The organism is Nitrospira sp. (genome assembly GCA_029194665.1).
Classification (GTDB): Bacteria; Nitrospirota; Nitrospiria; order Nitrospirales; family Nitrospiraceae; genus Nitrospira_D.
Genome location: JARFXO010000001.1, coordinates 983,493 through 995,150, shown reverse-complemented (window position 1 = coordinate 995,150; position 11,658 = coordinate 983,493). Strand labels below are relative to the sequence as shown.

The 11,658-nt window shown below is 56.6% G+C and carries 13 protein-coding genes; 11 read left to right on the top strand and 2 right to left on the bottom strand.

Translation table 11 applies throughout. The annotated features are described in order from the left end of the window. Positions 1–2: 2 nt before the first annotated feature. From P0119_04790 to P0119_04775, 4 genes are all read left to right on the top strand, one after another. The gene (locus P0119_04790; GenBank protein ID MDF0665378.1) at positions 3–1,049 is read left to right on the top strand and encodes a tRNA pseudouridine(13) synthase TruD; all 1,047 of its coding nucleotides are present in this window, start codon (positions 3–5) and stop codon (positions 1,047–1,049) included. Positions 1,050–1,267: 218 nt separating this feature from the next. Beyond that, positions 1,268–1,651 carry a hypothetical protein gene (locus tag P0119_04785; GenBank protein MDF0665377.1) on the top strand — a complete coding sequence of 128 codons (384 nt, stop codon included), beginning with the start codon at positions 1,268–1,270 and terminating at the stop codon, positions 1,649–1,651. A 293-nt stretch (positions 1,652–1,944) separates the two neighbouring features. Continuing rightward, a complete protein-coding gene (locus tag P0119_04780; GenBank protein ID MDF0665376.1) occupies positions 1,945–3,213 on the top strand; it encodes a TIGR00300 family protein in 1,269 nt (422 codons plus the stop codon). After that, positions 3,210–4,010, top strand: coding sequence for an arginine deiminase-related protein (locus P0119_04775; protein MDF0665375.1), 801 nt, complete (start codon positions 3,210–3,212; stop codon positions 4,008–4,010). Before P0119_04780 ends, P0119_04775 begins: the two co-directional genes overlap by 4 nt. A gap of 92 nt (positions 4,011–4,102) precedes the next feature. Here P0119_04775 and P0119_04770 read toward each other — a convergent pair whose 3' ends face one another. After that, complete coding sequence (locus tag P0119_04770; protein ID MDF0665374.1) at positions 4,103–4,303, bottom strand: hypothetical protein; 201 nt, start codon at positions 4,301–4,303, stop codon at positions 4,103–4,105. Between the two features lie 337 nt (positions 4,304–4,640). On the opposite strand from P0119_04770, the gene P0119_04765 reads away from it, so the two are divergent. Together P0119_04765 and larB are read left to right on the top strand one after the other, a co-directional pair. Next, positions 4,641–5,663, top strand: coding sequence for an NAD(P)-dependent glycerol-3-phosphate dehydrogenase (locus P0119_04765; protein ID MDF0665373.1), 1,023 nt, complete (start codon positions 4,641–4,643; stop codon positions 5,661–5,663). Beyond that, entirely contained in the window at positions 5,660–6,448 is a 789-nt protein-coding gene (larB, locus tag P0119_04760) for a nickel pincer cofactor biosynthesis protein LarB (protein MDF0665372.1), read from the top strand. The genes P0119_04765 and larB overlap by 4 nt, the downstream gene beginning before the upstream one ends. Positions 6,449–6,514: 66 nt before the next feature. On the opposite strand, the gene P0119_04755 is transcribed toward larB, so the two are convergent. Beyond that, positions 6,515–7,066, bottom strand: a complete 552-nt coding sequence (locus tag P0119_04755; GenBank protein ID MDF0665371.1) for a hypothetical protein — start codon at positions 7,064–7,066, stop codon at positions 6,515–6,517. 178 nt (positions 7,067–7,244) lie between these two features. On the opposite strand from P0119_04755, the gene larC reads away from it, so the two are divergent. Genes larC through rsmA form a run of 5 tightly spaced genes read left to right on the top strand, consistent with a single transcriptional unit; the run spans position 7,245 to position 11,648 of the window. Continuing rightward, positions 7,245–8,462 carry a nickel pincer cofactor biosynthesis protein LarC gene (gene larC / locus P0119_04750; protein ID MDF0665370.1) on the top strand — a complete coding sequence of 406 codons (1,218 nt, stop codon included), beginning with the start codon at positions 7,245–7,247 and terminating at the stop codon, positions 8,460–8,462. Beyond that, positions 8,459–9,460: a hypothetical protein gene (locus P0119_04745; protein MDF0665369.1), complete on the top strand. Its 1,002-nt coding sequence runs from the start codon at positions 8,459–8,461 to the stop codon at positions 9,458–9,460. The genes larC and P0119_04745 overlap by 4 nt, the downstream gene beginning before the upstream one ends. Positions 9,461–9,518: 58 nt before the next feature. After that, complete coding sequence (gene pdxA, locus P0119_04740) at positions 9,519–10,547, top strand: 4-hydroxythreonine-4-phosphate dehydrogenase PdxA (protein MDF0665368.1); 1,029 nt, start codon at positions 9,519–9,521, stop codon at positions 10,545–10,547. A gap of 19 nt (positions 10,548–10,566) precedes the next feature. Continuing rightward, positions 10,567–10,857 (top strand): hypothetical protein, encoded by a 291-nt coding sequence (locus tag P0119_04735; GenBank protein ID MDF0665367.1) that lies wholly within the window; start codon positions 10,567–10,569, stop codon positions 10,855–10,857. 2 nt (positions 10,858–10,859) lie between these two features. Beyond that, the gene (rsmA, locus tag P0119_04730; GenBank protein MDF0665366.1) at positions 10,860–11,648 is read left to right on the top strand and encodes a 16S rRNA (adenine(1518)-N(6)/adenine(1519)-N(6))-dimethyltransferase RsmA; all 789 of its coding nucleotides are present in this window, start codon (positions 10,860–10,862) and stop codon (positions 11,646–11,648) included. Positions 11,649–11,658: the final 10 nt, after the last annotated feature.

Here is an 11,658-nt window from a genome sequence, read left to right as displayed (position 1 = left end):
CTGTGACGCAACCAATCGATCCCTTCCTCACCGGCAACTTGCTTGGAATCGGCGGACAAATCCGCACCGTGCCCGAAGATTTCCAGGTCGAAGAACGGCCGCTCTATCTTCCATGCGGAGAAGGCGAACATCTGTACGTGACCATCACTAAACGTGGTCTTTCCACGCCGGATCTCGTCCACCGACTCTCGTCTTCATTGGGGATCAAAGCGCAGGCCATCGGCGTGGCAGGGCTAAAAGATTCGCGAGCGGTCACGACTCAGATGGTGTCCTTGCAAGGAATCCGTCCGGAACAAGTCTCTCGCCTCACAATCGATGACACGATCCTCAACGTGCAGATCCTCGGGCGCCATCGTAATCGACTACGAACCGGCCACCACTCCGGCAATCGCTTCCGTTTAATCATCCGCCATGTCGCCGATCACGCGGCTGAAACCGTGCCGGCCGTCCTTCAACAACTGAGCACACGCGGCGTGCCCAACTACTTCGGCCCTCAACGGCAAGGGAAAGACGGTGAGAACTATCGCATCGGCGCTCTATTGCTGTACGATGCACGGCGGCGCGAGAGGATGAGCCGTGCTAAGCGCATCTGGTATCTCAACTCCTACCAATCATTCTTGTTCAATCGGATACTTGCACGAAGGATCGACCATCTCGACAAGGTCTTCGCCGGGGATTGGGCCATGAAGTCGGACAATGGCGCTTGCTTTCAAGTCGAGGATGCCGAGAAGGAACAATCGCGGGCGGATCGTTTTGAAATCAGCCCAACAGGCATACTCTTTGGTTCGCGGGTATCCTGGGCAAATGGCGAACCGGGCACAATTGAGGAAACCGTCATCGCTGAAGCAGGTGCAACTAAGGAAAGCCTCGTTGCAGCCGCGAAGGCTTGTGGATTCCGCGGCGAGCGCAGAGCGCTTCGTGTCCCCCTCGCTGAACTGGAATGGTCACTTAGTGGCGATACCCTTAGCCTTTCTTTCAGTTTACCTCCTGGTGCCTACGCCACAAGCGTCCTCCGGGAACTGATGAAAGCCGATGCGAAGGTCTCGTAACGCTACTGGAACGCAGGACCCAGCTTCACAAGCCGCCACACTTCCCCCATCGCCTTCCAGTTCCTTACGATAACCACGCGCTGATTTGAAGCTCTTGATCACGGGATCACATTCATATACTTTTTTAGGGTGCCGGTAGCGGCAGGAGCAGGACGATTGCGCCGGCTTCGATTGCAGCAGAGACCTTTATGAATTACTCCGCGCCAAGGAGGTCACACATGAAGGATGTCGCTCTATCTGTAGTGTTCGCTCTAATATTGACGCTCATGAGTCTCCCTATATCAGCTGAAGCACGTTGCCGAACGGTCGGTGAAAGCGCCAGTCTCGGAACCGAAATCGGCACGTTCCCGCTCTACCCGGCGGAGCGACTGGTGCAGATCGGCGAGCAACGGGACAACGGCGCGCTAATGTGGGCCGGTTTCGTGATCGGCGGGCCGCTGTTTGTTCCAACCCTAGCGACCGGTATGATCGGAGCCGGCGTCGGCGCGCTTTCTCATCCCTGGACGAAATGCATTGAGACAGAGGAGCAACGGATGCCGGAGATCCAAGCAGTTCGGGCGTTGGCAAATCCGGACCATGATCGGCTGGAGCACGTTCGGTAACACATTCCATCACATTTGACCTTCCCCTTGCACAACTTCCTGGGTCAGATATTAAGGCCACAGTTCCCCGGCGACAAAGAGTCCGGAGCCCGATAAAGGCACCCGACCCTTTAGCTACGAGCTCAGGACACTTCGCATGCCTCTCGCTGAGCTGGAATGGGTTTTCGACGACAATACCCTCACCCTTTCTTCCAGTTTACCTCCCGGCGTCTACGCCACGAGCGTCCTCAGGGAGCTGATGAAATTATCGTAGTTCCTCTCATTTTCTTTCTCCTGCCACCGCAGATGGTAAGATGTTCACGTTGAGTGAGATCGCGATGAACCAATACCAAGAACGCGTGTGCCTTCAAGGACACATCATCGACTCTCTTGTGCTGGCGAAGGTGTTGGATCTCATCCTGATGATGGGGGGAACCTTCGACCTGGAAGATGTGTACATCGGCAAGACCAGGGAGGAACCGTCTCGTGCCCGCATCCTGATCCAAACAGGATCGAGACCGCTCTTAGACGACATTCTGAAGACGATTCAACCACACGGCGCCTCGATTGAACGTGAAGCAAACTGCGGCATCGACCAAGCGCCTGCCGATGGAGTGTTACCCGATGGCTTTTACGCCACAACCCATCTGCCTACCCAGATCCGGATCAGCGGGCGATGGCTGGACGTGGATCGGATTGAGATGGACCTCGCCATCGCGGTCAGCGAGACGGGGTCCAGCGCCCAGGCCGTGCCGATGGGTGAAGTTTGCCGTGGTGATCGGATCGTGGTCGGTCGGGAGGGTGTACGTGTCATACCGCTGCAGCGTCCGCAGGAGCGAGATGTATTCGGATTCATGGAATCGCAGGTATCGGCGGAGCGGCCTCACGGCCATATCATCGCCGACATCGCGAGTCGGATGAGACAATTGCAGGAACGGCATCGACAGGGACAGGCGGATTCCAAAGTCTTGTTGGCAGGAGGACCAGCGATCATTCATGCCGGAGGCCGAGAAGCTCTCACCTGGCTGATTGAACAGGGATTCATTCATATACTGTTCTGCGGAAATGCGCTGGCGGCCCATGACATGGAGGCAGATCTGTTCGGCACGTCGCTCGGCTACGGACTCACAGCAGGGCGCGCAGTACCGCATGGTCATGAACTCCATTTGAGGACCATTAACCGGATTCGTACAATCGGCAGCATTGAAACGGCGGTTACTTCCGGCGTGATCAAACAGGGAATCATGGCGGCTTGTGTCAGACAAGGTGTGCCGGTGGTCATGTCCGGAACGATTCGTGACGATGGTCCCTTGCCCGGAGTGATCACGGATTCTGTTCTGGCGCAACGCGCGATGCGCGCCTTGATCCCCGGTGTCGGGCTGGCTCTCCTTGTCGCCTCGACGCTCCACTCCGTGGCGACCGGTAATCTGCTGCCCGCTACCATCCCCACAGTTTGCGTTGACGTCAACCCGTCGGTCCCGACCAAACTGGCCGATCGCGGCAGCTTTCAGGCCGTCGGCCTCGTCATGGATGCGGCATCGTTTCTGTCGGAACTCGCCCGTGTGTTGGGAAGGTCGACATGAGCCGCCTCCTCGTCTGTCCTCCTGATTATTTTGGGATTGAATATGAGATCAATCCCTGGATGCGGCTTACCAATCGTGTGGATCATGGACGGGCGGTGCGACAGTGGCATGAATTGGTGCGCGTGCTTGAAAAGGACCTGGGTGCCGTTCTCGAACGAATGACTCCCGTTCCTGAGTTACCCGATCTCGTATTTACGGCGAATGCCGGCATCGTAGTTGGACGGATCGCCGTCGTGAGTCGCTTCCGGTATCCTGAACGGCAACGAGAAGAAGCTCATTTTGAGAATTGGTTTCGTGGACATGGCTATGAGGTGATGACGGTAGAAGCAGGCCTGCATTTTGAAGGCGCGGGGGATCTCCTGGGCTTCCCGGAATACTGGTTCGGCGGATATCGACAACGATCGGATATTCGCGTCTTCCCGGCCCTCAGCGAATATTTTCACCGGGAAATTATTCCGCTCGAACTCGTCGATAACCGCTTCTACCATCTGGACACCTGTTTCTGTCCCTTAATCGGCGGCGAGCTCCTCTATTTCCCCGCCGCCTTTGATAGTTATGGCCAGACAGCGATTGCGGAACGTGTTCCGGACAAGCTGCGTCTCCCTGTTCCGGAAGATGAAGCCTTAAAGTTCGCCTGCAATGCCGTCTGCCTCGGGAAAGACGTCGTCCTCCCTGTCGGATGTCCCACCACTCAGACTTGGCTCCGCATGAGAGGGTATGAAACCCACCCGGTTCAGCTCGGTGAATTCATGAGATCGGGGGGCTCGGCCAAATGTCTCACCTTGGCGCTGGATTGAGAAAAGTCATTGGTCAGCCATCATTCGGTCACGATCAACAAAGGTCTGAATGACTCTTAACTAATGTCCAACGCCGAATGACTCTTGAGGAATCATCTTTTTCTGAACAAGAACGCGCCGTACAGGCCGGCAATCGCGATCGTGACGAGTTCAATCGTGAGGAGCATGCGGCTCACGACAGCCTCGGGGGCTGGAGGAGAGAGGATGAAATACATGCCGAGAAACTCCGGCGTCTGCGTCGGTGGAGCTTCCCATGGAGGGAATAATACGGCGAGGATCAGAACGACAACCATCCCGTAAAGCACCGTGAGATTGAGCTGGTCCTGTGTCGACGTAGTGTGTGGTGGGGAAGCAGGCGGGCTACCGAATCGACCATCGAGCCGCCGACCACATTGGATACAGAAACGATTGATCTCTGGTTGTGACAGGCTACAGGCAGGACAGATTTGCATAATCGGACCAAGAAAAGATCACAGCGTAGAGAGATTACAGGAAAGAAACGTGTTTTCCCAGTACCACTCCCGCCCACCTGGGTCAATCTACCTTCGTTGACAGGTACTCGTTCGCTTCCTATATAATCCGCCGTCCTGAATGGGTGGATGATGATTTCGCCATGAGGCTGAATCGCGTATGCCGACCACGATCAACAAGATCGGCGTTATTGGAGCCGGTGCGTGGGGCACTGCATTGGCAAAACATCTGGCCGAGAAGGGTCTGGAGGTTCGACTCTGGGCCTATGAACCCGACGTCGTCGACGCCATCAATTCCTCACACGAAAACCCGATCTTCCTCAAAGGCGTCCCGCTTCCTCCAGGTTTGAGGGCCACCTCCTCGATCGTGGATGCGGTAAAGGGTTGCGACGGCATTTTGTGTGCGGCTCCTTCGCACTTCATCCGATCTGTGTTGCATCAGTTGACACCCTGCCTATCCGATCCCATACCGTTGATTTGTGCAACGAAGGGTATCGAGGAAAACACGGCCAAGCTGATGACACAGGTCATGGAGGACGAGTTGCCACCGTCGATGCACCACTCTCTCATGGTGCTCTCAGGACCCAGTTTCGCGGCAGAATTCAGTGCCGGTAAACCCACGGCCGTGTGTTTGGCCGGCACCGATGAGCAGTTGGTGCGGTGGTTTCAGCGCGTATTAATGACGCCTGTATTTCGAGTGTACGTGGACACAGACGTCATCGGGGTTCAACTCGGCGGGGCCCTAAAGAATGTCATGGCGCTGGCTGCCGGTGTGATCGACGGTCTGGAGCTTGGGCTCAATGCCCGCGCGGCGCTCATTACCCGAGGTCTGACTGAAATCATCCGACTGGGCGTGGCAATGGGAGCCGATCCTCGCACATTCTACGGACTTTCCGGAATCGGCGATCTGGTACTGACCTGTACCGGCACACTGAGCCGAAACCATTCGGTAGGGGTTCGGCTCGGCAAGGGAGAAAAGTTGGAGACGATATTGGCCGGAATGCAGGCTGTCGCAGAAGGCGTCCGGACGAGCCGCGCGGCATTCACGTTAGCCCGTCGCTATCAGGTTGATATGCCGATCATACAGGAAATCAACGCCGTGCTGTATGACGACAAATCTTGTAGACAGGCCGTCCGTGATTTGATGGAACGGGACGCCAAATCAGAGAAAGGACGGACATGAATCCGGAAGGACTCGAACGGCTGTTACATCAGGTCCGTCAAGGACATGTGACGGTGCAACAGGCGCTTCAGCGCTTACGGTCACTGCCTTTTGAGGATCTAGGCTTTGCCTCGCTCGATCATCATCGGTCGTTACGACAGGGGTTTCCCGAGGTGGTCTTGTGTGAAGGAAAAACCCCGGCGCAGGTCGTCGCCATCGCGCGGGCACTCATCAAGAAAGAGGGACCGTTTCTGGCGACTCGCGCCGATCCATCGGTCGCACGTGCCATTCGCCGTCTGGATCGTCGTGCACAGTACTATCACGATGCACGCATTGTGGCGATTCACCCGTCCAGGCAGAAGCATCATGGGCATATACTCGTGGTCACCGCTGGAACTGCGGACGTGCCCGTCGCCGAAGAAGCCCGTGTGACCGCAGAAGTGATGGGAAGCCACGTCGAACGGCTGTACGACGTTGGTGTCGCCGGCATCCACCGGTTGCTCGGAAAGAAAGATCGGCTGTTTGAGGCACAGGTCGTAATCGTCGCTGCAGGGATGGACGGAGTCCTGCCGAGTGTGGTGGGAGGCTTGGTCCACTGCCCCGTGATTGCCGTGCCGACCAGCCGAGGCTATGGTGCGAGTTTCGGCGGAGTCGCTGCGCTGCTGACCATGCTTAATTCCTGCGCGGCGGGCGTCGGAGTGATGAACATCGACAACGGATTCGGTGCGGCCTGCCTCGCGCACCGGATCAATATGCTAGGTTCCGGCCGAGACGAGCGCGAATCGCGGGACAAGCGAGAAACGTGAGCGGCCCAACAAGTGACGGCGTTCATCTCGTACAATTCGCGCCTGTCTCGCATGTCCCGCTGAGCCTTACTTCACTTCCAGTATGCCCCGCTTCGGCCAAGCGACCATCACGGTGCGTAACCCATTCTCTCCGTTTGCCAACAACTTTGTCCGCACTTCATACGAATAGGTGCCCACCTCGGCAAGTTGCTTGCGATGATCCTGCCCATCCCACGCGAGTTCGACGGCCACTGTCGATCGCTCCAGCTCCCTAGTTTCCGCTGGTGGGATGAGAAGAGGCTGTCGGTGCGTAAGGAATCGGAGCGAGGTCTTCGAAGGAGAGCTAATGAGCGATGTCACCTCCAGAATGAGGTCTCCTTTGACGTCTTTGGGAAGCTGCACCGTAACGGAAAACTGAAGAGGCACGTCACCCAGAGTATAGGGTGTCGGCGCAATGGTGAGTCCGACGATTTTGAGCCCAGGCTCAGGCCTGGGAACGCGAGGGGGCTTCACCTTTGCGAGACTGTCTGCTGGGAGGAATGCAGCCAGACAGCCGCACAGGACGAACAACAGGAACAGGATTTTCAGCGGATGTCGGTTGTTCGAGGACTTCAATGAAAAACCAGAATCTACTTTCATGGGTGAAAATGGCGGGCTCGCCACGATACAGGGTGAAGGAGATCAACGCATTGTTAGGGGGATAACATAGCATCCCTGGTGTGTCAACGAAGCGTCGACAATGAACCATCGATTGCCGTTCGGCAATATGTTTGGGTAAGATGTCCGGTCATTTTACCTGTGGCAAGTGAGGAACTCGGTGGGCCGGCATTTACACTTCGATTGTTTCTCCGGCGTCAGTGGAGACATGGTCTTGGGCTCACTGGTCAGCGCCGGGCTTTCGTGGACAGACTTGATTAACGGCCTCAAATGCCTACAACTCAACGGTTACCAACTGCGAAGGCGTGAGGTGCATCGTGGCGCGCTTCCGGCGATAAAGGTCGACGTGATCGTTCAACAGGGGTTTCAACGGCCGTTGACCCTCTCTCGTATCCGAAAGATCCTTGCCGGCAGCCGGCTGCCTGGGCCGGTCAAGGAGCGGAGTCGGTCGGTCTTCGACCGGCTGGCTGAAGCAGAAAGCCATGCCCACCGAGTCGATGTGAAGGAGGTTCACTTTCACGAAGTGGGGGTTGTGGATTCGTTTATCGATGTCGTCGGAGGCGTACTAGGCTGCCATCTCTTGAATATCACCCGAGTCACATCGTCTCCCATCAATGTAGGGGCCGGTTCTGTTCAGACATCCCATGGGCTCTTGCCGGTTCCGGGACCGGCTGTGGCGGAGCTGGCGAAGGGCATCCCGATCTATGCCGCCGGTCCACCCTGCGAGCTCGCAACTCCTACCGGAGTTGCGCTGCTCAGGACATTGGCATCGGAATTCGGCCCTATGCCGGCCATGAAAAGTATGGCAGTAGGGTATGGGGCCGGTGACCACAATCCAGACGGGTGGCCTAATGCCTTGCGAGTGTTTATTGAGGAAGAGTCTGCTTCGGAAACGCGTCAGACCGAGCGGATGATACAGCTTGAAACGAATCTCGACGACCTCAGTCCACAGACCTACGAATACCTCATGGAACAGCTCTTTCAAGTCGGTGCCGTTGATGTCGCGTTGGCTCCCGTCGTCATGAAGAAAAGTAGACCAGGAGTCGTGCTGAGCTGCCTGGCCGCTGAAGATCGGACGGATGCCGTCCTCGAGGTTCTCTTCCAGGAAACGACCACGCTTGGAGTACGTTTTCACGAGGTACGCCGACGAGTCCTCCCTCGACGATTCATCCCTGTCACGACCCAAGGCGGAGTCGTTCGCATAAAAGTCGCAGAAGTCGGCGCAGGATGGGAAAAAGCCGCCCCCGAATACGAGGACTGCAGGGCGATCGCAAAACGAACCGGTCGCCCCCTCAAGACAGTGATGGAGGAAGCACTGCTGGCCTATCGGCGAGGATTCCCGAAGCACGGAACGGCACGTGTGCGAGGCGGGACGTGACCGTTCTCTACTACGTACTCCTCTTTGTCGTTTCCGTTGCGGTCACGCTTGGTGGTTGCGCACTCTTTACTAATGCCATTGAATGGCTGGGCAAGCGGCGGGGTATCTCCGAGGGTGCCGTAGGCAGCATCTTTGCCGCAATCGGCACAACCCTGCCTGAAACCTCCATCCCGATCATTGCGATTTTCTTCGGGGAAAGCCGGGAAGAGGTTGAAGTCGGTTTGGGCGCCATCTTAGGGGCGCCGTTCATGCTCAGCACGCTGGTGTTGCCCATATTGGCCGTTCTGCTGTTGCTCTTTGCACGAGCCGGCAAGCGGACTGCACGATTTCATCTCAACTATCGGGAAGTGCTGACGGACCTGACGTTTTTTATGATCGGATATTTTATCGCCTTGGGTTGCGCCTTCGTGCCCTCCAGGCTCATCCACCTCATTGCGGCCGTCATATTGATCTGTTTGTATCTCTACTACATGAAGCTCAAATTCGAACCGACCGGCGGTGAAGAAGGAGGTGAGTTGGAGCCGCTGATTTTCAACAAAGGCGCCGCCATACCGTCGTATGCAATGATCGGATTTCAGGCCCTCTTGGGTTTAGGCGGATTGATAGTGGGTGCCCATTTGTTTGTCATGGCTGCAGAATCGATGGCCGGCTTATTTGCCATGTCGCCGTTGATTTTGGCGCTGTTGATCGCACCGCTCGCCACCGAACTGCCGGAGATGTCCAACAGCTTTCTCTGGCTCTACCGCAAGAAAGACCGGCTCGCCGTGGCCAATGTCACAGGGGCCATGGTTTTTCAAGGTACCTTCCCGGTCACTCTGGGGTTGATCGGAACCGAATGGTCGATTGCACCATCGGCATTGACCACCATGGTCTTGGCCGTGCAGGCGGTGGGACTCTGTCTCCTGCAGATTCTGATAGGCGGTCAGTGGCGGCCGTGGCTACTCGCCGCCGGGGCCGTCTTCTATATTGGCTATACGATAAACCTCTATGTCAACTGAATCGGGATCACTTCGCAAACGTTCCTTCTCTCCCCAACTACCTTTGCTGGGAATCACGATGGGAGATCCAGCTGGCATCGGCCCGGAAGTGATCGCCAAGGCTCTATCTGGAGCTCGCTTGCACAATGTTTGCCGACCGATCGTCATCGGATCGCTGCCTGTGATGGAGCGAACAATCAAGGCACTGAAGCTCAAACAAAGGATCCTCCCTGTTGCCGGCCATGAACCAATGATGCCGCAAAGAGAAACGGTGGCCGTGCTGGACCCGCTGGAGACACCACTGGGAACGTTCAAACCTGGTATCGCGGCAGCAGAGACCGGTGCCGCTTCGGTCGCCTTTATCAAGAAAGCTGTCGAACTGGCTCAGCTCGGCTGTATCGAGGGAATGGTGACGGCGCCCATCAACAAAGAAGCCATCAATATGGCCGGCTGCCGGTACCCTGGCCATACCGAGCTATTGGCTGATCTCACCCACGCGAACGAGTCAGGTATGATGATCGTGGGCGGGCCGTTACGCATCATGTTCGTCACGACACATGTCTCGATCAAAGATCTCTCATTGCTGCTGACCCAAGCGAAGATTGAAAAGGCGATCCGCTTGGCCCAATCGGCGCTGACGACGCTCTTCGGCATCAAACGTCCTAGGATAGGAGTGGCTGCTCTCAATCCCCATGCCGGTGAGCATGGATTGTTCGGCGATGAGGAAGCCCGGGTGATTCTTCCAGCGGCTCGTGCGGCCCAGCAGAAAGGCATCCTGGCAAGTGATCCGCTGCCGGCGGACACCCTATTCGGGAAAGCCGCGAAAGGGTCATTTGACGGCGTCGTCGCCCTCTACCACGATCAGGGCCTCATTCCTCTGAAACTTGTCGCCTTCGGCACCTGCGTTAATCTCACGGTGGGCCTGCCTATCATCCGCACCTCAGTGGACCATGGAACAGCGTTTGATATCGTCGGGAAAGGCGTCGCCGATCCCGGAAGTCTGATCGAGGCAGTCAAGCTGGCTGCCAAAATCACTCAGAATAGGATCGCTCAGAATAGAATGGCGGCAACTCCAGCCAAGAAGGGACGGGCCGGACGTGTCGCCTGATAGCTCGAGGGGTCTTACTGTGGTTCGGCAGCAGCTTGACGAATTGGAGATTATCGAGAAACAGACCTCTCAAGATCTGAACACCGTAGCCGGAACGGAGCGGGTAGCAAAATGGAAAGAGCGCACCGTGGCGCTTATCTGCCAGACCGTCGGCCCTCTGGAAGGACAGGCGATCGCTCGTATCCAACCGGGACCGTCGTTCACCAACGATCTGGTCGAAGAGTTTACGGATCTCGTGGAATGTTATCGCTCGCCGTTGATCATACTCGCCAAGCGATTAGCAGCCCCGGCTCCCCCAACCGGGAGTTGAGGGTGGACTCCCTGCCCCCTATAGCAATCAAACGTCTTGGACAGAATTTTCTCATCGACCCCAATATTGTCCGTAAAATCGTCGCGCTGGCTGAACTCACCCCGACCGATACCGTTTTGGAAATCGGACCAGGCCGCGGCATCCTCACAGAAGCGCTTTGCCGCGTCGCTGGTCGCGTCACGGCGATTGAAGTTGACTCACGGCTCCATGCTTACCTGACTGAACGACAGCCTCAAGTTTCAAATCTCACGCTTGTCCTTGGCGATGCGATGACCTATCCGATCGAGTGCCTTCCAATCGGCACCATCGTCGTCGCCAATCTTCCATATTATTTGTCCACACCTCTCCTCTTCCGGCTTCTCGACCAGCGCGACCGTTTTCCCCGCATGGTCCTGATGCTGCAAAATGAAGTGGCCGATCGACTCGTGGCCAAACCCGGGAGTTCTGACTACGGTGTCCTGTCCGTCATGGCACAGTATGCGGCGGAGATCACCAAAGCGTTCCGAGTCTCCGCCCAGTGTTTTAGACCAAGACCGGAAGTCGGCTCCGCTGTGGTTCTGCTGAAGACCAAACCTCAGAGAGTACTGACTCAGGAGGAAGAGCCCAAATTCGCAGCGCTAGTGAGAGCCGCCTTCGCGCACCGCCGTAAAACGCTGGTCAATTCGACGAAAGATAAAGGGTACGAGCAGAAACCGGTGACAGCAGCATTGAAGTTCCTCGATCTCTCTCCTTCCACCCGTGCGGAAGTCCTCTCCGTCGAGCAGTTTATCGAACTGAGTCGCCACATATAGGGGGCGAGCT